This is a genomic window from Streptomyces sp. NPDC048192 (assembly GCF_043202415.1).
Classification (GTDB): Bacteria; Actinomycetota; Actinomycetes; order Streptomycetales; family Streptomycetaceae; genus Streptomyces.
Map to the genome: position 1 here is coordinate 193,415 of NZ_JBIDAL010000003.1, position 22,118 is coordinate 215,532.

The following is a 22,118-nucleotide window of genomic DNA, read 5'->3' on the forward strand; positions in this document are numbered from 1 at the left end:
CCTCGGATCCGGGTGGCTGATGGTGGAACGAGCGGCGCCCCGCGGGGAGTTCCCGCGGGGCGCCGTTTTTCTGGTGATGTGTCAGGCCTTGCGGGCCCGCGTCGTCTTCTTGGCGGGCGTCGTCTTCTTCGTCGCCGCGGCGGCCTTCTTGGTCGCCGTGTTGTTGGCCTTGGCCGTCACCGACTTCTTGGCCGTCGTCTTCGCCGCGACCGTCTTCCTGGCCGTGGCGGCACGCTGCGCCGGCACGGTGTCGGCGTCGCTGATGCGGTCGGCGCCGAGGATCTCGCGCAGGAACTTGCCGGTGTGGCTGGCCGGGACCCCGGCGACCTCCTCGGGCGTGCCCTCCGCGACCACGAGACCGCCGCCGGCGCCGCCCTCCGGGCCCATGTCCACGATCCAGTCGGCGGTCTTGATCACGTCGAGGTTGTGCTCGATGACGATGACCGTGTTGCCCTTGTCGACCAGACCGCCGAGGACCTTGAGCAGCTTGCTGATGTCCTCGAAGTGCAGGCCGGTGGTCGGCTCGTCCAGGACGTAGACAGTGCGTCCCGTGGAGCGCTTCTGCAGTTCGCTGGCCAGCTTCACGCGCTGGGCCTCGCCACCGGAGAGGGTGGTGGCGGACTGGCCGAGGCGGACGTAGCCGAGGCCGACGTCCTTCAGGGTCCTCAGGTGCCGGGAGATGGCCGGGACGGCTTCGAAGAAGTCGGTGGCCTCCTCGATCGGCATGTTCAGCACGTCGGCGATGGACTTGCCCTTGTAGTGGACCTCCAGGGTCTCCCGGTTGTACCGGGCGCCGTGGCAGACCTCGCACGGGACGTAGACGTCCGGGAGGAAGTTCATCTCGATCTTGATCGTGCCGTCGCCCGCGCAGTTCTCGCAGCGGCCGCCCTTGACGTTGAAGGAGAAGCGGCCCGGCAGGTAGCCGCGGACCTTCGCCTCGGTGGTCTCGGCGAACAGCTTGCGGATGTGGTCGAAGACGCCGGTGTACGTCGCCGGGTTGGACCGCGGGGTGCGGCCGATCGGCGACTGGTCGACGTGCACGACCTTGTCGACCAGGTCGTCGCCGTCCACGCGCGTGTGCCGGCCGGGGACGTTGCGCGCGCCGTTCAGCTCGCGGGCCAGGTGGGTGTAGAGGATGTCGTTGACCAGCGTGGACTTGCCGGATCCGGACACGCCCGTGACGGCCGTGAAGACGCCCAGCGGGAAGGACACGTCGATGTCCTGCAGGTTGTTCTCCCGGGCGCCGTGCACGGTGAGCTGCCGGGACGGGTCGCGCGGACGGCGCACGTCCGGCACCGGGATCGCCTTGCGGCCCGAGAGATACGCGCCGGTCTGCGACTCGGTGTTGGCGAGCAGCTCCTTCAGCGAGCCGCTGTGCACGACCTTGCCGCCGTGCTCACCGGCGCCGGGGCCGATGTCCACGACCCAGTCGGCGACCTTGATGGTGTCCTCGTCGTGCTCCACGACGATGAGGGTGTTGCCCATGTCGCGCAGCCGGACCAGGGTCTCGATCAGCCGGTGGTTGTCGCGCTGGTGCAGGCCGATGGACGGCTCGTCCAGGACGTACAGGACGCCGACGAGGCCGGAGCCGATCTGGGTGGCCAGGCGGATCCGCTGGGCCTCGCCGCCGGACAGGGTGCCGGCCGCGCGGTTCAGCGAGAGGTAGTCCAGGCCGACGTCGACCAGGAAGCGCAGTCGTTCGTTGACCTCCTTGAGCACCCGCTCGGCGATCTTCTTGTCGCGGTCGCTCAGCTTGAGCTGCCTCAGGAAGTCCGCGCAGTCGCTGATCGACATCGCGGAGACCTCGGCGATCGACTTCCCCATGATGGTGACCGCGAGGACGATCGGCTTCAGCCGGGTGCCCTCGCAGGAAGGGCAGGGCACCTCGCGCATGTAGCCCTCGAAGCGCTCGCGGCTGGCGTCGCTCTCGGCCTCGCTGTGCCGGCGCTTCACGAACGGCACCGCGCCCTCGAAGGGCGTGGTGTACACGCGCTCACGGCCGTACCGGTTGCGGTACCGGACCTCGATCTGGGTCTTGTGGCCGTAGAGCAGGGCCTTCTTCGCGCGCTGCGGCAGGCCCGCGAACGGGATGTCCGTGCGGAAGCCGAGCGCGTCGGCGAGGGCGCCGATCAGACGGCCGAAGTAGTCCTTGGTGTGGCCGTGGGACCAGGGGTGGATGGCGCCCTCGTCCAGGGACTTGTCCTCGTCCGGGACGATCAGCTCGGGGTCGACCTCCATGCGCGTGCCGATGCCGGTGCAGTCGGGGCAGGCGCCGAAGGGCGAGTTGAAGGAGAAGGAGCGGGGCTCCAGCTCCTCGAAGGACAGGTCGTCGTACGGGCAGTACAGGTGCTCGGAGAACATGCGCTCGCGCTCGGGGTCGTCCTCGGGGAGGTCGACGAAGTCGAGCACGACCATGCCGCCGGACAGGCCGAGGGCGGTCTCGACGGAGTCGGTCAGACGGCGCTTGGCGGAGTCCTTCACGGTGAGGCGGTCGACGACCACCTCGATGGTGTGCTTCTCCTGCTTCTTCAGCGTGGGCGGGCTGGAGAGCTGGACGGTCTCCCCGTCGACGCGCGCGCGGGAGTAGCCCTTGGTCTGCAGGTCGGCGAAGAGGTCGACGAACTCTCCCTTGCGCTCGCGCACCAGCGGCGACAGCACCTGGAAGCGGCTCCCCTCCGGCAGCTCCAGGACCCGGTCGACGATGGCCTGCGGCGACTGGCGGGAGATCGGCCGGCCGCACTCGGGGCAGTGCGGCTTGCCGATGCGCGCGAAGAGCAGACGCAGGTAGTCGTAGACCTCGGTGATGGTGCCGACCGTCGAGCGCGGGTTGCGGGAGGTCGACTTCTGGTCGATGGAGACCGCCGGGGACAGGCCTTCGATGAAGTCGACGTCCGGCTTGTCCATCTGGCCGAGAAACTGCCGGGCGTACGAGGAGAGCGACTCCACGTAGCGCCGCTGGCCCTCCGCGAAGATCGTGTCGAAGGCCAGGGAGGACTTGCCCGACCCCGACAGGCCCGTGAAGACGATGAGCGAGTCCCGGGGCAGGTCGAGCGAGACATTCTTCAGGTTGTGCTCGCGCGCGCCACGGACGATGAGACGGTCGGCCACGCCGGTCCGCACCTTTCTTGAGAGAAGTGACAGGGGCGGGGCCCCCGTGCTTCTTCAGACTAGGGGGAGCCACTGACAACGCCGGTCGGATTGCCCGGTTGCATAACAACCTCCGGCCATCCAGCATGCCCGACGCCGCCTCCGACGATATAGCACGCACTTTCGATTCGCGGACGAGCTTCACCACCTTCACCCGAAGGTGTGGCGGGGCTAGTGTCAGGCCCATGATTGATCACGCTCATGACCTGGCATGTGTACGTGACGCGACCGAACGGCTCCTCACCGCGGTCGCCAAACTGGACAACGCGTCGCTCGCCGAGCCGTCACGGCTTCCCGGCTGGACCCGCGGGCACGTCCTCGCCCATCTCGCCCGCAACGCCGACGCGCTCGTGAACGTCCTCGAGGGGCGCCCCATGTACCCGAGCGCCGAGGCTCGGGACGCCGACATCGAGCAGGGTGCCCCCCGCCCCCTCGACGTCCAGCTCGCCGACCTGCGCGAGAGCGCGGCCCGCTTCCAGGCGGCGGAGGACGCGCCGGCGGACTGGGCGCGCACGGTGGAGCTGCGCAACGGGGTCACCGACTCGGCGGCGCGGGTGCCGTTCCGGCGGTGGGCGGAGGTGGAGCTGCACCATGTGGACCTCGGCATCGGCTACGAGCTGGAGGATCTCCCGGCGGAGTTCCTGGAGCGGGAGACCGGCTTTCTCGCCCAGCGGTTCACCGGGCACCCCGATGTCGCGCCGACGCGGATCACGGACGGCACGCGCGAGTGGACGACCGGGCGGCAGGCGGACGAGCCGGAGGTCGTGGTCAGCGGGACTGCGGCGGAGCTGGTCGGCTGGCTCGCCGGACGGCGCGACGGCTCCGGCCTCACCGCGGAGGGCGCACTGCCGGCGCTGCCGCCGCTGTAGGCCGCCGGCGGTGCGCGGGCACCTGTCGGCTATAGGCTGATCTCCATGACGTACACCGGAGAGGTCAGGGTCGGCGGACCGGCGGATGTGCACGAGCTCAAAGACCTGATGATCACGAAGATCGCGGTCGGCCCGATGGACAACAACGCCTACCTGCTGCGCTGCCGGGCCACCGACGAGCAGCTCCTGATCGACGCCGCCAACGAGGCGGGCACACTCCTCGGCATGATCGGTGACGACGGCATCGCGTCCGTCGTCACCACGCACCGGCACGGCGACCACTGGCAGGCGCTCGCCGAGGTCGTCGCGGCGACGGGCGCGCGCACGTACGCGGGCCGCGAGGACGCCCCCGGCATCCCCGTGCCCACCGACGTCCTCGTGGACGACGGCGACGTCATCAGGGTGGGTCAGGTGGAGCTCACCGCACGGCATCTCGTCGGACACACCCCGGGTTCGATCGCCCTGGTCTACGACGACCCGCACGGCCACCCGCACGTCTTCACCGGCGACTGCCTCTTCCCGGGCGGTGTCGGCAACACGCACAAAGATCCGAAGGCCTTCGCCAGCCTCATCCGCGACGTGGAGACGAAGATCTTCGGCGTGCTGCCGGACGAGACCTGGGTGTATCCCGGCCACGGCAACGACACGACGCTGGGCGCGGAGCGGCCGCACCTGCCGGAGTGGCACGCGCGCGGGTGGTGACCGCCCGGCGCGCCCCGTCCGGCGCGCCTCGCGCCCGGCGACCGGGTGTGCCGTCCGCCGCGCGCCCCGTGTGAACGTTTCACTCGTGTCGGGGGCGCATGCGCGCTTCCCGCGCGCCGTGCCACGCGGTCAACTGGTGTCAACCCCGTAGAGGATGACGGCTCCTCCACGGCAGGGCCGCCGGCCTCCAACCCCGCCCTCGGCCGGCGGCCCAGGTCAACCGCCCCTGGCCGAGCCGCCGTTCACACGGCCGCAACACCCGCTCCCACTATGCGGACAGTCATGGTCGTGACCTCGACAAAGGCGCGGTTCGCTGCCACTCTCCCGGCATGCATCCCGCCCCTCGCCCCCTGCGCCGCGCGGCAGCCGCCGCCACCGTAGCCCTCCTCGCCACCGCCGTCGGCTGCGCTCCGCAACCCGAGGCCAGGACGTCGGCCGCCCCGTCCGGCTCGGCCTCGCAGAGCTGCGCCAAGGGCTCGCCGGCCACCAAGACGTCCGGGAAACTGACGATCGCGACGGACGAGCCGGCGTACGAGCCCTGGTTCGAGGACGACAAGCCCGCGAACGGCAAGGGCTTCGAGTCGGCGGTCGCCTACGCCGTGGCCGGGCGACTGGGGTACGGCAGGAGCGCCGTCGTCTGGCAGAGAGTGCCGTTCAACAAGGCGTTCGCTCCCGGCGAGAAGACCTTCGACTTCGACGTCAACCAGGTGTCGATCAGCGCCGAGCGCAAGAAGGCCGTCGACTTCTCCTCCGGTTACTACGACGTGCGCCAGGCCGTCATCGCCCTGAAGGGCGGCAAGGCGGCCAGGGCGACGAGCATCGCGGACCTCAAGGGCCTGAAGCTGGGCGCCCAGGTGGGCACCACGAGCCTCGACTACATCAGCGACGTGGTGAAGCCGTCGCAGCAGGCGGCCGCCTACTCCAAGAACGACGAGGCCGTCTCCGCGCTCAGGAACGGCCAGGTGGACGCGATCGTCACCGATCTGCCGACCGCCTTCTACATCACCTCCGCCCAGGTCACCGATGCCAAGGTCGTCGGCCAGTTCGAGAATCAGGGCGGCGCGCCCGAGCAGTTCGGGCTCGTCCTCGACAAGGGCAGCGGCCTCACGCCGTGCGTGACGGCGGCCGTGGACGCCCTGCGCAAGGACGGCACGCTGGCGAGGCTGGAGAAGCAGTGGCTGTCCGACGCCGTCGACGCTCCGGTGCTCAAGTGACCGTCGTCGAGGAGGAGTCCGGGAAGAACTTCGCCAAGGACGACCTGGGCGACGGGTACGTCCCGTCCGAACGGCGACTGGCACGCGAGCGGCACAAACGCGCGCGTGCCCGCCGTGCCACGGCGATCGCCGCCCTCTCCACCCTGGTCACCGGCGTGCTGCTGAGCCTGGTCGTCGTCAGCGCTCCCGGCTGGCCGCGCACCAGGGAGACCTTCTTCAACGGCCGCTACGCGCGCGAGGCCTTCCCCAAGGTCCTCGAAGGGCTGTGGCTCAACGTCCAGTTGCTGCTGCTCTGCGGCGTGCTGGTGCTCGTCCTCGGCATGCTGATCGCCGTCGCGCGCACCCTGCCCGGGCCCGTGTTCTTCCCCCTGCGCGTGCTGGCGGCCGCGTACACGGACTTCTTCCGCGGTCTGCCGCTGATCATCAACCTCATGATCGTGGTCTTCGGCGTGCCCGCCCTGCGCCTGCAGGGAGTGACCGTCGATCCCGTGCTGCTGGGCGGTACGGCGCTGACGCTGACCTACTCCGCGTACGTCGCCGAGGTGTTCCGCGCCGGCATCGAGTCCGTGCACCCCTCGCAGCGCGCCGCGGCCCGCTCGCTGGGCCTGACCAGCCGCCAGGCCCTGCGGTACGTGGTGCTGCCCCAGGCCGTGCGCCGTCAGGTGCCGCCCCTGCTCAACGACCTCGTGTCGCTGCAGAAGGACACCGGGCTCGTGTCGATCGGCGGCGCGGTCGACGCCGTACGGGCGGCCGACATCATCACCCAGCGCAGCCTGAACTACACCCCGTACATCGTCGCGGGCCTGGTCTTCGTGGCGCTGACCATTCCGATGACCCGCTTCACGGACTGGGTGACGGCCCGGACGGACCGGCGGCGGGCCCAGGGAGGATCACTGTGAGCGACACCGTCGCGCCCGTGCTGCGCATGGAGTCCGTCCGCAAGACCTTCGGCGCCTCGCTCGTGCTGCGGGACGTCGATCTGGAGGTCGCGCCGCACACGGTCACCGCGCTGATCGGTGCCTCGGGCTCGGGCAAGTCCACGCTGCTGCGGTGCGCCAACCTGCTGGAGGACATCGACGACGGCGCGATCTGGCTGGACGGCGAGGAGATCACCGATCCCCGTGTCGACCCGGACGCGGTGCGGCGCCGGATCGGCGTGGTGTTCCAGGCGTACAACCTCTTCCCGCACATGACGGTGCTGGACAACATCACGCTGGCGCCGCGCCGAGTGCACGGCGTCTCTCGCGAGGAGGCCGAGGAACGCGCCAGGGAGCTGCTGGAGCGCCTCGGGCTGGGCGGCAAGGCTGATGCCTACCCGGACCGGCTCAGCGGCGGTCAGCAGCAGCGGGTGGCGATCGTCCGGGCGCTCGCGGTGCGGCCCCGGCTGTTGCTGCTGGACGAGATCACGGCCGCGCTCGACCCCGAGCTCGTGGGCGAGGTGCTGGAGGTGATCCGGGGCCTGAAGGACGAGGGCATGACCATGGTGCTGGCGACGCACGAGATGGGCTTCGCGCGGGACGTCGCCGACCAGGTCTGTTTTCTGGACGGTGGCGTCGTCCTGGAGCGCGGCACCGCGGAGCAGGTCTTCGGCGACCCGCGGCAGGAGCGCACACGGCGCTTCCTGCGGCGGATCGTGGAGGCGGGGCGGCTGTAGCCGGGCGCCGGCCCGCGCCGGCGGCTACGCCTCGGCCCGCGCCGCACCCGCCAGGGCGGCCACGCGCTCCACGCCGAACACATACCCCTGCACGCCGCAACCGGCGATCACGCCGTCGGCGCGCAGCGAGACGTAGGAGTGGTGCCGGAACGATTCGCGCTGGTGGATGTTGGAGATGTGCACCTCCAGCACGGGCATGCCGTCGCAGGTGTTGAGCGCGTCCAGGATCGCGACCGACGTGTGGGAGTAGGCGCCGGGGTTGATGACGATCCCGCAGTGGTTCAGGCGCGCCTCGTGGATCCAGTCGACCAGCTCGCCCTCGTGGTTGGACTGCCGGAAGTCCACCGTGCCGCCGTGCGCGGCCGCCGCCTTGGCGCACAGCGCCTCCACGTCGGCCAGCGTGTCCTTGCCGTAGATCTCGGGCTGGCGCTGGCCGAGCAGGTTCAGGTTGGGCCCGTTGAGGATCATGATCGGGGCGTTGGCCAGGGTGCGGGGCACGGTTCCTCCGGTCCGTTCGGGGCGGTACGTCGACGACCGCCTGCTCGCACCGGTCTATCACGGTGGCCGCGGCGCACGGCGGGCCGTGTGCGCCGGTGGCCTCGGCGTACGTCGTGGTCGCCCGATCACCTCCACGCGCCCCGTAACCGTTGATCACGCCGGGTGGTTGACGCGGCATGCAGCCTGTACGCGCCGTCAGCACCCCCTCCATGCCGAGACTCGCCGCCGCTTCCCTGGCGGGCACCGCGATCGAGTTCTACGACTTCTTCGTCTACGGCACGGCCGCGGCCCTGGTGCTGGGCCCGCTGTTCTTCCCGGCGTTCTCGCCGCTGGCGGGGACGCTGGCCGCGTTCGGGACGTTCGGAGCGGGGTTCGTGGCCCGGCCGCTGGGCTCGGTGCTGTTCGGGCATCTCGGCGACCGGCGCGGACGGCGGCCGGTGCTGGTCGCCTCCCTGCTCCTCACGGGTGCCTCCACGGTCGCGGTGGGCTGTCTGCCGGCGTACGGCACGATCGGCGTCGCGGCGCCTCTGCTGCTGCTCGTGCTGCGCTTCCTGCAGGGGCTCGGGCTCGGCGGGGAGTGGGGCGGAGCGGTGCTGCTGACCGCCGAGCACGCGCCTGCCGCGCGCCGCGCGCTGTGGTCGAGCTTCCCCCAGGTGGGGCCGGCGTTCGGTTTCCTGCTGGCCAACGGCATGATGCTGGCTCTGTCGGCGGCGCTGTCCGACGCGGAGTTCGCGCGGTGGGGGTGGCGGGTGCCGTTCTGGGCGGCCGGCGCCCTGGCGCTCGCCGGGCTGTGGCTGCGCTCGTCTCTCACTGAGAGCCCAAGGTTCCTGGAGATCGACGACCACGCGCCCGTGCCCTTCGTGGAGGTCGTACGGCACCACGGCCGGCTCGTCCTGCTGACGGCCGGCGCGCTGGCCGTCGGATACGCGGTCTTCTACACGGTGACGACCTGGTCGCTGGCGTACGCGACGGAGCGGCTCGGGGTCAGCCGCACGGTGATGCTGACCTGCGTCATGGCGGCGGTGGTCGTGAAGGGCGCCCTCACGCCCCTGGTGGCGGTGCTCGGCGACCGTTACGGACGCCGGCCGTTGTGTCTGCTGGGGTGCGCGGCCTGCGCCCTGTGGATGCTGCCGATGGTGTCGCTGCTCGCGACCGGCCGGCCGCTGCTGATGTTTCTCGGCATCCTCGGCGCGCTGCTCGCCTTCGTCACCATGTTCGCGGTCGTCGCCGCCTACCTGCCGGAACTGTACGAGGCACGGGTGCGCTGCACGGGCGCCGCGGTGGGCTACAACCTCGGCGGGGTCCTCGGCGGCGCGCTGACCCCGGTCGTGGCCACGGCGCTCGCCGAGCACAGCGGGCGGGTGCCCTGGGCCGTGGGCGCGTATCTGACGGGCATCGCGCTGGGCAGCCTGGTGTGCTTCGCGCTGCTTCCGGAGACGCGGCCGGTGCCCGTCGCGGCGGTGGAGCCGGCGACGGGCTGACCGGGCCGGGTGCTTGCGCCGGTCGTGGTGCTGACCCTGGCGACGGATCGGCCCGGCCGACCGGCTAGGGGTTGATCGCCAGTTCCAGATACGCCAGGAAAACCACCAGATGGACTCCGCCTTGCAGGGGCGTCGCCCGTCCCGGCACCACCGTCAGGGAACTGACCACCACGGTCAGCGCGAGCAGCAGCATGTGGGTCGGGCTGAGGCCGAGCACGAGCGGTCCGGACAGCCAGACGGAGGCGAGGGCGACGGACGGAATGGTCAGGCCGATGCTGGCCATGGCCGAGCCGAGCGCGAGGTTGAGGCTGGTCTGCACCCGGTCACGGCGCGCCGAGCGCAGTGCGGCGATCGTCTCCGGCAGCAGCACGAGCAGCGCGATGATCACACCGACGACGGCCTGGTGCAGGCCGGCCGCCGCCACGCCCGACTCGATGGCGGGCGACACGCCCTTGGCCAGCCCGACCACGCCGATCAGGGCCAGGGCGAGCAGCCCGAGGCTGATCCGGGCGGTGCGCGCGGACGGGGGTGTGGCGTGCTCTTCGGCGGTGATGACCTCGCCCTGCCGGGTGATCGGCAGGAAGTAGTCGCGGTGGCGCACGGTCTGGGTGGCCACGAACAGTCCGTAGAGGATCAATGAGGACAGCGCGGCGAAGGTCAGCTGGAGGGATGAGAACTCGGGCCCGGGTTTGCTGGTGGTGAAGGTCGGCAGCACCAGGCTGAGGGTGGCGAGCGTCGCCACGGTGGCCAGGGCGGCGCCGGTGCCCTCCGCGTTGAAGACCGCAATGCGGTGCTGCAGCGAGGCGACGAGCAGGCAGAGCCCGACGACACCGTTGCAGGTGATCATCACGGCGGCGAAGACGGTGTCCCTGGCCAGCGTGGAACTCTTGGCGCCGCCGTCGGCCATGAGGGTGACGATCAGCGCCACCTCGATGACCGTGACGGCGATGGCGAGCACCAGGGAGCCGAACGGCTCACCGACGCGGTGGGCGACGACCTCGGCGTGGTGGACGGCTGCCAGGACGGAGCCGGCGAGCACGAGGATCACCAGGGCGACCATCGCACCCGGCAGGGCACGGCCCCAGGTGAACGCCAGGAGGACGACCGCAAGGACGGGCACGAGGCTCGTCCACTGCGGGGTGAGCGACCGGAGCCGGGTGATCATGCGGCGATGGTCGCAGAGACGTAGGGGCTTCGCATGTCCGTCGGTCAGGCGTCGACGCTGTCCTTCGCGGTGGTTTCGCCCTCGCTGTGTGCCGCCTCGACGGCCGCCTGCCTCCGGCCGGCGGCCAGGCTGGTGACGGTCGTGACGACCAGAACAGCGCAGATCACGCCGAGCGAGACCGGGATGCTGATCTCCGGGACATGGACGCCGGACTCGTGCAGCGCGTGCAGCACCAGCTTGACGCCGATGAAGCCGAGGATGACCGAGAGGCCGTACGAGAGGTGGACCAGCTTCTCGAGCAGGCCGCCTATGAGGAAGTACAGCTGCCGCAGGCCCATGAGGGCGAAGGCGTTGGCGGTGAAGACGATGTACGGGTCCTGGGTCAGGCCGAAGATCGCGGGGATGGAGTCCAGGGCGAACAGGACGTCCGTGGTGCCGATGGCGAGCATCACGACCAGCATCGGGGTCATGACCCGCTTGCCGTTCTGCTGGATCCACAGCTTGGTGCCGTGGTACCGGTCGGCCACGCCGAACCTGCGCTCGGCGGCCTTCAGCAGCCTGTTCTCCTCGTACTCCTCGTCCTCGTCGTCGGCGCGGGCCTCCTGGACGAGCTTCCATGCCGTCCAGATCAGGAACGCGCCGAAGAGGAAGAACACCCACGAGAAGCCGGCGAGGATCGCGGCCCCCGCTGCGATGAAGACGGCCCTCAGGACCAGGGCTATGAGCACGCCGACGAGCAGGACGCGCTGCTGGTACCGGGCGGGCACGGCGAACTTCGCCATGATCAGGACGAAGACGAAGAGGTTGTCGACGCTCAGCGACTTCTCGGTGATGAACCCCGCGAGGAACTCGCCGGCGGGCCGCCCGCCGCCGAAGACGAGAAGACCGAGGCCGAAGACTCCGGCCAGGGTGATCCAGACGACGGTCCAGATCCCGGCTTCCTTGATCGACACCTCGTGCGGCTTGCGCCCGATGAGGAAATCGACCGCGATCAGGGCGGCGAGGCCCCCGATGGTCAGGCCCCACACGGTCAGCGAGATATCCACAGCACCTCCGGCGTCACATCACGGCAAACACGTCAGCGTCGTCGCTGCCGGAGGTCTCTTCCACCCGCGTGGGGCCGGCGCCCCGGGACCGGAAACGGTCCGTACTGACGGGTGCGCCGCTGTCAGGGAGTACTCCCCTCCGTACGGAAGACAGTACCCCAATCACCAAGGAAAGGTAAAGATAAAAGCAAAGGAAAGACCAAACAGACAGGTCAGATGTCCTTTACCTGTACTTGGTCATAGCTCTGGCCACCTCGTTGAGAACCCGGTGCACGACCTGGCTGCCGGGCGGCACCAGCGAGGGTTCGTAGGTCCAGGCGTGCCCCACCCAGGGGTCGGCGAAGTGGTCGTCGGGCAAAGGGGTGAGCCGTGTCAGCGAACGCCACAGCGGATCGAGCAGGGGGCCGTAGCCGGCGGCGTCCTCGCGGTCGGCCACCAGAAGGAGGTGGACACCGACGTCCGGTCCCTCGTCCGCGAGATACCGCAGCCGGGTCACCGCCCGGTCGTCGAAACCGTGCGGGAAGTCGTTGACGATCAGCAGCTGACGTGCGGTGTCGACATCGGTCGGCAACGACTCGGGCGCACCGCCGCGCACGGCCATCTGCACCAGGTCGACCCGGCGGGTGAGCCGCTCCAGCGTCCGCGTCACCCCGGACGCGCCATTCGCGGGCGGCGCGGCGAGCACGCCGGTCCCGGTCAGCGGGGCGAACGCCGCAGCCCCTGCGCCTGCCGGGTCGATGATCTGCACGGCGAAGTCCCCCGCCGGATGCACGGCCAGCAGCCGCGCCGCGAGCGCCACCGCCGTCTCCAACGCCAGGTGCCGCAGCTGGGCGGAGTCGGGGAAGCCGTCGTATTCCGCCGTCGGGCCGCTGTCGACCCACAGGCCGCGTTCCAGCGGCAGTCTGACCAGCAGCGGAATGCTCAGCTGCCCGCTCTCGGGCAGTCGGAGGTCGCCCAGGCGCAGCGCCATCGGCGGCTCGGCGGGCACGCGGTAGCCGTGCCAGACGGGGTTGTCCCAGCGGGCGCAGGCGGGCGGGAGAGCGGGTTCGACCACCTCGGACTCGGCGGTGAGCTGGGCGAGGTCGCGGTCGAGGACTGCGCGTGCCTGGTCCACCAGCTGCGTCCGGCGGGCATGGGCTGCCTCCCGCGCGCCTTCGCCCGCGGCGCCCAGCCGGTCGCGCGGGTCGGTCAGGGCCTGGTCGAGTTCCTTCTCCAGGCGCGAGTCGGCGAAGTCGACCGCGCTACGGTAGGCGGCGGTCGTGCGGGCCAGGTCCTCGAACATGCCCCACACCTGGTTGTAGAGCCGCTCCTCCATCGACCAGCCCGCGGCGTCGCCCGCGACGGGCTGCGCGGGCGTGTCGCCGGGGGCCTGAGGCTCGGCGGGCGGTGCGCCGTGCGGGCGGCGGCCGGGGTGGGTGTAGTCGACGCGGGCGCCGGGATCACGCGGGGCGGCGGATGTACGGGCGTCGTACGCGTTCCGCGTCTCGTGCGACGCTGCCGGGTCCGGGTGCTGCGGTGTGTACGGCGGCGGCGGGCCGGCCGCGGGGGTGTCCTGCGGCCGGGGCGCCCGGGTGTCGTCCGGCCCCGCGGCCGGGGTGACGAGCGCGGCGGAGGCTGCGGTCTCGTGCGGGGGCGTTCCCCGCGGCGAGGGGACGGAGGACGGTGCCGGTGACGTGCCGGTCCGGCCGGGGGCCGCCGCCTCTTGGGCTGCGGCCGCGAGGTCGGCTGCCCCGTGCAGCCCTTGGTCGGCGAGGAGTGCCGCAAGCCCGGCCGCATAGCCCTGGCCCACCGCGCGCACCTTCCAGGCGCCCTGTCTGCGGTACAGCTCCAGGGCGAGCACGGCCGTCTCGCTGTCGAGGCCGGTGAGGGTGTAGCAGGCGAGTTCGGTGCCGTCCGGGGTCTCGACCGTGGTGTGCGGGGCGGCTACGGCACCGAACCGGAGCGGCGACCCCGCGCCGGTGGGCAGGGCGAGGAAGATGTGGACGCGGTGCACCGACTCGGGCAGGGCGCCCAGGTCGACGGCCAGCCGGTGTTCGCCGGCGGCCTGCCGGGGCGTCTCGACGCCGGGCAGAGCGGGGGCGCCGGGGTGGGCGACCCACTCGGGGCCGTGCACCGTGCCGTTCTCGTCGCTGAGCGTGGCTCCGGCCAGGACCGGCGCCCCTGCCGAGATCCGGATCGTCAGCCGGTCCTGGGACAGCGGGTGGTTCTGCCCCCGCACCAGCTCGGTCGTCATCGCCGCCGCCCCCGTCCGTCGTGTCGTGCCGTCGTACGCCCCGCCGGTCGAGCGGGCGGTCCTACAGGTGCTGCTGGATCGCCGGCATCAGGTCCTGGAACGTACGGCCGTTGGTCGGGGTGCCGAGGGCGGTCATCGTCCAACCGGAGCCCGCGCGGTGCACCTTCGCCATGATCTGGGCGGTGTAGTCGCCGCCTCCGTCCAGCGTGTAGCGGGCCAGTTCCTGGCCGTTGGTCTCGTCCACGAGGCGGCAGAACGCGTTCTGGACCTCCTGGAAGGTCTGGCCCGTGAAGGAGTTCACGGTGAAGACGATCTGGTCGACGTGGACCGGAACGCGCTGCAGGTCCACGAGGATCGCCTCGTCGTCACCGCCCTGGCCGACGCCGCCGACGAGGTTGTCGCCGGTGTGGCGGACGGAGCCGTCGTCGCTCACCAGGTGGCGGAAGAAGACGACGTCGACCGGCTGGGTGCCGGCGAAGAGGACGGCCGAGGCGTCCAGGTCGATCTCGCGCGTGCGGGAGCCGAACAGGCCCCGCCGCTTCGCCGCCTGCCAGCCGAGCCCCATGCGGACCGCGGTCAGGGTGGCCCCGTCCTTCTTCTCCAGGCTGATGGCCTGACCCTTGCTCAAGTTGACGGACACCGCTGAATCCCCTCTCGAAGGTCCCCTGTTGCCGCGCAGTGCGCGGTTGCCAAGAACCCTACGCAGGGGCACTGACAGTGCCGAACCCCGGCCCGCGCTTTGTGTCGGTGTTGCAACACTTGCGCGTATGCCGAGGTCCGGCGGGTGGCGGGGCTCAGGCGAGGCCGGCTTCCCGCATCTGGCGCAGCTCCTTCTTCATCTCCGACACCTCGTCGCGCAGCCGGGCCGCGATCTCGAACTGCAGCTCCGCGGCGGCGGCGCGCATGCGCTCGGTCATCTCCTCGATCTGCTCGGCGAGTTCGGCCGCCGGACGGTCCGTGGGGACCGCGGCCGCCGCCTTGCCCTTGGCGGCCTTGCCCGCCTTCGCGCCCTTGGCCGCCTTGTCGCCCAGCGCCGGGACGGGCGCCTTGGCGCCCTTGCCGTCCTTGGACTTGCGGTAGCCGGAACCGAGGAGCTGCTCGGTGTCGACCTCCTCGCGGGCGATCTGCGCGACGATGTCGTTGATCTTCTTGCGCAGCGGCTGAGGGTCGATGCCCTTGGCCTTGTTGTAGGCGATCTGCTTCTCGCGGCGGCGGTTGGTCTCCTCGATGGCCTTCTCCATCGCCGGGGTGATCTTGTCGGCGTACATGTGGACCTGGCCGGAAACATTGCGCGCCGCGCGGCCGATGGTCTGGATCAGCGAGGTCCCCGAGCGCAGGAAGCCCTCCTTGTCGGCGTCCAGGATCGCCACCAGGGACACCTCGGGCAGGTCGAGGCCCTCCCGGAGCAGGTTGATGCCGACCAGGACGTCGAACTCGCCGGAGCGCAGCTCGCGCAGCAGCTCCACGCGGCGCAGGGTGTCGACGTCGCTGTGCAGATAGCGCACCTGGATGCCGAGCTCCAGGAAGTAGTCGGTGAGGTCCTCGGCCATCTTCTTGGTGAGCGTGGTGACGAGGACGCGCTCGTCCTTCTCGGTGCGCTTGCGGATCTCGTGCACCAGGTCGTCGATCTGGCCCTCGGTGGGCTTGACCACGACCTCCGGGTCGACCAGGCCGGTCGGGCGGATGATCTGCTCGACGACGCCGTCGGAGCGCGACAGCTCGTACGGGCCCGGGGTGGCCGACAGATAGACGGTCTGGCCGATGCGCTCCTGGAACTCCTCCCACTTCAGGGGGCGGTTGTCCAGCGCGGACGGCAGACGGAAACCGTGTTCCACGAGGGTGCGCTTGCGGGAGGCGTCGCCCTCGTACATGGCACCGATCTGCGGGACGGTGACGTGCGACTCGTCGATGACGAGCAGGAAGTCGTCCGGGAAGTAGTCCAGCAGGGTGTTGGGCGGGGAACCGGGCAGACGGCCGTCGAAGTGCATCGAGTAGTTCTCCACGCCGGAGCAGGTGCCGATCTGGCGGAGCATCTCGATGTCGTACGTGGTGCGCATCCGCAGCCGCTGGGCCTCCAGGAGTTTGCCCTGCTTCTCCAGCTCGGCGAGGCGCTCCCCCAGCTCCTTCTCGATGTCGTTGATGGCCCGCTCCATGCGCTCGGGGCCGGCGACGTAGTGGGAGGCGGGGAAGACGTACAGCTGCTGGTCGTCGCTGATGATCTCGCCGGTGAGCGGGTGCAGCGTGGACAGCGCCTCGATCTCGTCGCCGAACATCTCGATGCGGACGGCCAGCTCCTCGTAGACCGGGAAGATCTCGATGGTGTCGCCGCGGACCCGGAAGGTGCCGCGGGAGAAGGCCATGTCGTTGCGGGTGTACTGGATGTCCACGAAACGGCGCAGCAGCTCGTCCCGGTCGATCTCGTCGCCGACCCTGAGGGGGACCATCCGGTCCACGTACTCCTGCGGCGTACCGAGGCCGTAGATGCAGGACACCGAGGCCACCACCACGACGTCACGACGGGTGAGCAGCGAGTTCGTGGCCGAGTGGCGCAGCCGCTCGACCTCCTCGTTGATCGAGGAGTCCTTCTCGATGTACGTGTCCGACTGCGGGACGTAGGCCTCGGGCTGGTAGTAGTCGTAGTACGAGACGAAGTATTCGACCGCGTTGTTCGGCAGCAGCTCGCGGAACTCGTTGGCCAGCTGGGCGGCCAGCGTCTTGTTCGGCGCCATCACGAGCGTGGGGCGCTGGAGCTGCTCGATCATCCACGCCGTGGTGGCGGACTTGCCGGTGCCGGTCGCGCCCAGCAGGACGACGTCCTTCTCACCTGCCTGGATGCGCCGGGCCAGGTCGGCGATGGCCGTCGGCTGGTCGCCGCTGGGCTGGTAGGAGCTGACGACCTCGAAGGGCGCCACCGTGCGTTCGATGTGGGATACGGGCCGCATGCCATCCACCGTACGACCCCGCACTGACAACGGGCCCGGATCAGCGGTTCTGCGGGGTCCGGGAGGCGTGCTGCTCGGGCTGGTGCACCTCGTGCACGACGGTACGGCGGGGTGGGTGGGAGGAGACGGCGGCGGCCGGGACGCCCGGTTTGTGCTCGACGGGCCCGGGGGCGGTCCGGCCCGCGACCATCAGCGGGTCGAAGATCACCACGATGCCGGCGAGGAGCAGGAAGGCGAGCGGACCGATCAGCATCGGCGCGAGCACGGACGGCTCGGGCGCGCCTCCCCCGGTGTGGGAGGCGCCGTCGAGGTGGACGCCGAGGGCCGCCATGCCCGTGTAGTGCATGCCGCTGACCGCGAGCCCCATCACGAGGCTCGCGCCCACGCTCCACGTGAAGCCCCGCACACGTCCGGCGGCCCACAGGGCGGCGGTGGCGGCCACGACCGCTATGACGACGGAGACGACGACGGTGATCGTGTTGTAGGTGAACCGCCCGTGGAAGCGCGCACCGGCCATGCCCAGGTAGTGCATCGAGGCGACGCCCAGACCGGTGATGGTGCCGCCGGTGAACAGGGCGGTGCCGGTGGCGCCCCGGTAGCCGACGATGAAGATCCCGATTCCGACCATGACGATGGCCAGGCCGAGGCTCGCATAGGTGATCGACTTGTCGTAGTGGATCGGCGTCTCCTTGATGGCGAAGCCCATCATGGCGACGAAGTGCATGGTCCAGATGCCCGAGCCGATCGCGGCCGAGCCGAGGGCCAGCCAGGCGGGCCGCCAGGAGTGCGAGACCAGCAGGGACCGGGTGGTGCAGCGCAGGCCGAGGGCGCCACCGAGGCAGGCCATCAGATAGGCCACCAGTGGGGTGACGGCCCCGTAACTGAATCCGTCGACCGTGCCTTGCATCCGCGGCTGCCCTTCCGCCCTCTTGCGTCCCGGAATCCATTGAAATTGTTCCCCGGCCCAGGACCGCCTGGGCGGTCAGGGTTGTCGCAGAGAGTATGACCCCGACCGGAATGGTCGAACGATGTTCCGGCAAAGAAACACGGCCTTGCCTCACTTGTGCGGTACCGGTGTGCGGAATCGGGACAGATCCGTTCCGCCTGTGGCCGTAGTGCGCGAGGTGCCGCGGACCGTCTGCTGTCAGGCTGGTTGCCGTCCGTATTCGCTCGACGCGAGGAGTGTGCATGCACGCGCGCGTAGTTGCCGTCGCGGTCGCCGCGGCCCTGGGGACGGTGGCCCTGCTGAACCCCGCCTCCGACGCCCGGGCGCGCGACGTCGGCGAACCGACGGTGATCGCCCACCGGGGTGCCTCCGCCTACGCCCCCGAGAACACGCTGGCCTCGATCGACGAGGCCGCACGGCTGGGCTTCTCCTGGGTCGAGAACGACGTCCAGCGCACCAAGGACGGCGAGCTGGTCGTCATCCACGACGACAGCCTGCGGCGCACCACGAACGTCGAGAAGGTCTTCCCGGGCCGGGCGCCGTGGAAGGTGAAGGACTTCACCGCGGCCGAGATCGCCCGGCTGGACGCGGGCAGCTGGTACTCCCCCGCGTACGCGGGCACGCGTGTGCCGACCCTGAAGCAGTACATGCGCCGGATCGAGCACAACCACGAGAAGCTGCTCCTGGAGATCAAGAACCCGGAGCTCTACCCCGGCATCGAGCAGCAGACACTGAAGCTCCTCGGCAACGAGGGCTGGCTGGACCGCGCGCATCTGAAGCGGCTGATCGTGCAGAGTTTCAGCGTCGGCAGCATCCGCACCGTGCACGAGCTGAGGCCCGCGGTCACCACCGCCCTCCTCGGGTCGCCGACTCCGGCGCAGCTGCGCAAGGACGCGCCCTTCACCGATCTCGTCAACCCGTCGTACGGCTCGCTCACCAAGGAGTACGTCGCCGCCGCCCACGCGCTGCGCGGAGCGCACGGCAGGCCGCTGCGGGTGTGCGCCTGGACGGTGAACGACGCGGTCACCGCGCGCAAGGTCGCCGGCTACGGCGTCTACGGGATCATCACCAACAAGCCGGACGTGGTCCGGGCGGCACTCGGCTCGTACTGAGCGCGGCGGGCGTTGTCAGTGCCGGGCCGTACCGTGGGCGCATGGACAGCCATGGGCAGGATGAGCAGCAGGTCGTGTGGATCGTGGTGCGCTCGGAGATCGGGCCGCTGATGCTGGCGGCGACTTCCGACGGCCTGGTCAACGTCGTCTTCCACGCCACGGAAGCGGTGCGGGACCGCGCCCTGGATCGCCTGGCCGCCCGGCTGGGCGCCGCCCCCGTCGAGGATCCCGGCGCGCCGGTGCTGGCGGAGGCGATACGCCAGCTGCGGGCCTACTTCGCGGGCGAGCGGCACGACTTCGACCTGCCGCTGGACTGGTCGCTGATCTCCGGCTTCAACCGGCAGGTGCTGCGAGAGCTGGCGGCCGGGGTGCCGTACGGCACCGTGGTGGGGTACGGCGACCTGGCCGGGCGGGTCGGGCAGCCGGGCGGTGCGCAGGCGGTCGGCGCGGCGATGGGCGCCAATCCGCTGCCAGTGGTCGTGCCGTGTCACCGGGTGGTGGAGAGCGACGGCGGGATCGGCGGCTTCGGGGGCGGGCTGGAGACCAAGCGGAAGCTGCTCGCCCTGGAGGGAGTGCTGCCCGAGCCGCTGTTCTGACCCGCCCGCCCATGGATCCGTGACCGGGCCGCCCCTGCGCGTGCGAGGGGCCCGGCCCGGCTTCTGCGCCGGCGCGCCCGCTCGTTTCCGGTGGCCCGGCTAGCCGTCGTAGTGCCGTGCCTCGAAGACGTTGCCGTCGGGGTCGCGGAAGTAGAAGCTGCGCGCGGCGTTGCCGCGGGCGCCGGACAGGTCGCGGTCGATGTCCGACACGGTGACTCCATGCTCTTGCAGGCGGGCGCGGAGGGCGTCGAAGGAGTCGGCCGGCAGGGACAGGCAGATGTGGTTGACGGGGTGACCGGCGCTCTCGTCCGCACCGGGGAGCATCTTCATGCGCGGGGCGAGGCCGAGCGGGGCGAGGTCGAGGATGGTCTCCTCGTTGACACGCACGGACGGAAAGGCCGCCTTGCCCTCGGCGAACTCCGCGACCTTGATCGGCTCCAGGCCCACGGCCGTCTCGTAGAAGCCGGCCGCGGCGACCGGATCGGCCACCCACAGGACGACGTGGTCGAGACGCATGCTGGTGTTCGTCATGCGCCCCAGGCTGGTGGTGTCCCCCACAGGCCGCAAGCGTTTAGCGGCGGCCGGCGCCCGCCAGAGATGAGGAAAGGCCGTTACCGACGGACAGGAGGCGGTGCCTGTGGTGCTGATGGTGTCGGAAGAGGTCCGGGAAGCGCTCGACGCACGGCGGCCGGTGGTGGCCCTGGAGTCCACGATCATCGCGCACGGTCTGCCCCGCCCGCGCAACCTTCAGGTGGCGCTGGAACTCGAGGACGCGGTCCGCCGGGAGGGCGCCGTCCCGGCGACCGTCGCGGTCCTCGACGGCCGGCCCAGGATCGGCCTGGACAAGGAGCAGCTGGAGCGGGTCGCGAACGAGGACGGGGTGCGCAAACTCGGCCACCGCGATCTGCCGCTCGCCGTGGCGACGGGCGCGAGCGGGGCGACCACGGTGTCGGCGACGGCGCAGCTGGCCGCGCTCGCGGGCGTCCGGGTGTTCGCCACCGGCGGGCTGGGCGGGGTGCACCGGGAGTGGACGGTGACCCAGGACGAGTCGGCCGACCTGCGTCTGCTGGCGGACACCCGGATCACGGTGGTCTGCGCGGGCGTGAAGTCGATCCTGGACGTGCCCGCGACCCTGCAGCGGCTGGAGACGCTGGGCGTGGCCGTCGCCGGCTACGGCACGGACCGCTTCCCCGGCTTCTATCTGTCCGACTCCGGGCATCCGGTCGACTGGACGCTGGACACGCCGGAGCAGGTCGCGGACGTCATGCGGGCCCAGGACGCGCTGGACGCACCGCATTCCGCGCTGATCGTCGCCAACCCCGTGCCCGAGGCCGAGCAGCTCGATCCCGGGTTGCACGCGCGCGTGCTGGCCGACGCGCTGCGCGCCTGCGCGGACCAGGGCGTCACCGGTCAGGCGGTGACCCCGTTCCTGCTGGACTACCTGGTCCGGCACACCGAGGGCGCCTCCCTCGACGCCAATCTGGCGGCCGTGCGCGGCAACGTACGGCTGGCGGCACGGATCGCCGCGGCGTGGACCCGGGCATGACCGCGGGTCCGGGCGGGGCCCTGCTGGTGGTCGGCGACGTGGTCACCGATGTGGTCGCCCGGCACCACGGGCCCCTCGCGGCCGGCACCGACACCGCCGCCGTGATCCGGACGCTGCCGGGCGGCGCGGGCGCCAACGTGGCGTGCTGGGCCGCGCACACGGGCTGTGCGGACGTACGGCTGCTCGGCCGGGTGGGCGGGGAGTCGGCCGCGTGGCACGGACGCGAGCTGGTCGCGGCCGGGGTGCGTCCCCGGCTGGTCGTCGATCCGGTGGCGGCCACCGGGACGGTGATCTGCCTCGTCGACGCCGGCGCGGCGGCCGAGCGCACGTTCCTCACGGACAGCGGGGCGTCGCTGCGGCTCGAACCCGCCGACTGGTCGGACGCGTTGCTCGACGGGGTGGCCCGGCTGCATCTGTCGGGCTATCTGCTGTTCACGGAGCCGAGCCGGGAGCTGGCGCGGACGGCTCTCGTCGCCGCACGGGCGCGTGGCGTACCGGTCAGCCTTGATCCGGCGTCGGCGGGCTTCCTCGTACGGCTGGGGGTGGACCGCTTCCTGGCGTTCGCGGAGGAGCTGGACGTCCTGCTGCCCAGCCGCGACGAGGCGTGCCTGCTGACGGGGCTGCCGGATCCGGCGGACGCGGCGGTCAAGCTGAGCCGTCTCGTTCCGCTCGTGGTGGTGAAGGCCGGGGCGGACGGTGCGCTGGTCGTCCGTTCCGGCGGCACACCGACCCGGGTACCGGCGGTGCCGGTGTCACCTCGGGACACCACGGGCGCGGGCGACGCCTTCACCGGCGCGTTCCTCGCTGCGCTGCTCGCGGGTACCGCCCCCGAGGAGGCGGCGGCACACGGCTGCAGGGCGGGTGCGGAGGCGGTGGAACGGGTGGGCGGCAGACCGCCGCGCCCGGCGAGCGGCGGCTGATTCGCCCTGCGTTCGGGGGGCAGGCCGAAGGCCGATATCGGCGGTCG

19 protein-coding genes are annotated in these 22,118 nt (G+C 71.1%); 10 read left to right on the forward strand and 9 right to left on the reverse strand.

Annotated elements, in window-relative coordinates:
• Positions 1-81 precede the first annotated feature (81 nt).
• A complete protein-coding gene (uvrA, locus tag ACGFZN_RS06525; protein ID WP_393857365.1) occupies positions 82-3,108 on the reverse strand; it encodes an excinuclease ABC subunit UvrA in 3,027 nt (1,008 codons plus the stop codon).
• A 224-nt stretch (positions 3,109-3,332) separates the two neighbouring features.
• Between uvrA and ACGFZN_RS06530 the strand changes: the two genes are divergently transcribed.
• The 5 genes from ACGFZN_RS06530 (at position 3,333) to ACGFZN_RS06550 (ending at position 7,586) form a co-directional block, all read left to right on the forward strand.
• Positions 3,333-4,016 (forward strand): maleylpyruvate isomerase family mycothiol-dependent enzyme, encoded by a 684-nt coding sequence (locus ACGFZN_RS06530; protein ID WP_393857366.1) that lies wholly within the window; start codon positions 3,333-3,335, stop codon positions 4,014-4,016.
• 45 nt (positions 4,017-4,061) lie between these two features.
• Positions 4,062-4,718 (forward strand): MBL fold metallo-hydrolase, encoded by a 657-nt coding sequence (locus tag ACGFZN_RS06535; protein ID WP_393857367.1) that lies wholly within the window; start codon positions 4,062-4,064, stop codon positions 4,716-4,718.
• Positions 4,719-5,047: 329 nt separating this feature from the next.
• On the forward strand, positions 5,048-5,932 hold the full coding sequence (locus ACGFZN_RS06540; RefSeq protein WP_393857368.1) for an ABC transporter substrate-binding protein: 885 nt from the start codon (positions 5,048-5,050) through the stop codon (positions 5,930-5,932).
• A complete protein-coding gene (locus ACGFZN_RS06545; protein WP_393857369.1) occupies positions 5,929-6,831 on the forward strand; it encodes an amino acid ABC transporter permease in 903 nt (300 codons plus the stop codon). The genes ACGFZN_RS06540 and ACGFZN_RS06545 overlap by 4 nt, the downstream gene beginning before the upstream one ends.
• A complete protein-coding gene (locus tag ACGFZN_RS06550; RefSeq protein WP_393857370.1) occupies positions 6,828-7,586 on the forward strand; it encodes an amino acid ABC transporter ATP-binding protein in 759 nt (252 codons plus the stop codon). The genes ACGFZN_RS06545 and ACGFZN_RS06550 overlap by 4 nt, the downstream gene beginning before the upstream one ends.
• Before the next feature lie 24 nt (positions 7,587-7,610).
• Here ACGFZN_RS06550 and aroQ read toward each other — a convergent pair whose 3' ends face one another.
• Positions 7,611-8,084, reverse strand: a complete 474-nt coding sequence (gene aroQ, locus ACGFZN_RS06555; RefSeq protein ID WP_393857371.1) for a type II 3-dehydroquinate dehydratase — start codon at positions 8,082-8,084, stop codon at positions 7,611-7,613.
• 209 nt (positions 8,085-8,293) lie between these two features.
• On the opposite strand from aroQ, the gene ACGFZN_RS06560 reads away from it, so the two are divergent.
• Entirely contained in the window at positions 8,294-9,565 is a 1,272-nt protein-coding gene (locus ACGFZN_RS06560) for an MFS transporter (protein ID WP_393857681.1), read from the forward strand.
• 64 nt (positions 9,566-9,629) lie between these two features.
• Here ACGFZN_RS06560 and ACGFZN_RS06565 read toward each other — a convergent pair whose 3' ends face one another.
• From ACGFZN_RS06565 to ACGFZN_RS06590, 6 genes are all read right to left on the reverse strand, one after another.
• A complete protein-coding gene (locus tag ACGFZN_RS06565; RefSeq protein WP_393857372.1) occupies positions 9,630-10,730 on the reverse strand; it encodes a calcium:proton antiporter in 1,101 nt (366 codons plus the stop codon).
• 44 nt (positions 10,731-10,774) lie between these two features.
• Positions 10,775-11,776, reverse strand: coding sequence for a TerC/Alx family metal homeostasis membrane protein (locus ACGFZN_RS06570; RefSeq protein ID WP_393857373.1), 1,002 nt, complete (start codon positions 11,774-11,776; stop codon positions 10,775-10,777).
• Positions 11,777-11,999: 223 nt separating this feature from the next.
• Entirely contained in the window at positions 12,000-14,009 is a 2,010-nt protein-coding gene (locus tag ACGFZN_RS06575; RefSeq protein WP_393857374.1) for a TerD family protein, read from the reverse strand.
• Positions 14,010-14,070: 61 nt separating this feature from the next.
• Complete coding sequence (locus ACGFZN_RS06580; protein ID WP_393857375.1) at positions 14,071-14,649, reverse strand: TerD family protein; 579 nt, start codon at positions 14,647-14,649, stop codon at positions 14,071-14,073.
• Between the two features lie 154 nt (positions 14,650-14,803).
• Positions 14,804-16,951 carry an excinuclease ABC subunit UvrB gene (gene uvrB, locus ACGFZN_RS06585; RefSeq protein ID WP_393857376.1) on the reverse strand — a complete coding sequence of 716 codons (2,148 nt, stop codon included), beginning with the start codon at positions 16,949-16,951 and terminating at the stop codon, positions 14,804-14,806.
• Positions 16,952-16,991: 40 nt separating this feature from the next.
• Positions 16,992-17,858 carry an MHYT domain-containing protein gene (locus tag ACGFZN_RS06590; RefSeq protein WP_393857377.1) on the reverse strand — a complete coding sequence of 289 codons (867 nt, stop codon included), beginning with the start codon at positions 17,856-17,858 and terminating at the stop codon, positions 16,992-16,994.
• 281 nt (positions 17,859-18,139) lie between these two features.
• On the opposite strand from ACGFZN_RS06590, the gene ACGFZN_RS06595 reads away from it, so the two are divergent.
• Positions 18,140-19,009 (forward strand): glycerophosphodiester phosphodiesterase, encoded by an 870-nt coding sequence (locus ACGFZN_RS06595; protein ID WP_393857378.1) that lies wholly within the window; start codon positions 18,140-18,142, stop codon positions 19,007-19,009.
• A gap of 41 nt (positions 19,010-19,050) precedes the next feature.
• Positions 19,051-19,605, forward strand: a complete 555-nt coding sequence (locus tag ACGFZN_RS06600) for a methylated-DNA--[protein]-cysteine S-methyltransferase (protein ID WP_393857379.1) — start codon at positions 19,051-19,053, stop codon at positions 19,603-19,605.
• Between the two features lie 99 nt (positions 19,606-19,704).
• Here the strand turns inward: ACGFZN_RS06600 and ACGFZN_RS06605 are convergent, their stop codons facing one another.
• On the reverse strand, positions 19,705-20,136 hold the full coding sequence (locus ACGFZN_RS06605) for a VOC family protein (protein WP_393857380.1): 432 nt from the start codon (positions 20,134-20,136) through the stop codon (positions 19,705-19,707).
• A 106-nt stretch (positions 20,137-20,242) separates the two neighbouring features.
• On the opposite strand from ACGFZN_RS06605, the gene ACGFZN_RS06610 reads away from it, so the two are divergent.
• Both ACGFZN_RS06610 and ACGFZN_RS06615 read left to right on the forward strand, forming a co-directional pair.
• Positions 20,243-21,151 carry a pseudouridine-5'-phosphate glycosidase gene (locus ACGFZN_RS06610; RefSeq protein WP_393857682.1) on the forward strand — a complete coding sequence of 303 codons (909 nt, stop codon included), beginning with the start codon at positions 20,243-20,245 and terminating at the stop codon, positions 21,149-21,151.
• A complete protein-coding gene (locus ACGFZN_RS06615) occupies positions 21,148-22,071 on the forward strand; it encodes a carbohydrate kinase family protein (RefSeq protein ID WP_393857381.1) in 924 nt (307 codons plus the stop codon). The genes ACGFZN_RS06610 and ACGFZN_RS06615 overlap by 4 nt, the downstream gene beginning before the upstream one ends.
• Positions 22,072-22,118: the final 47 nt, after the last annotated feature.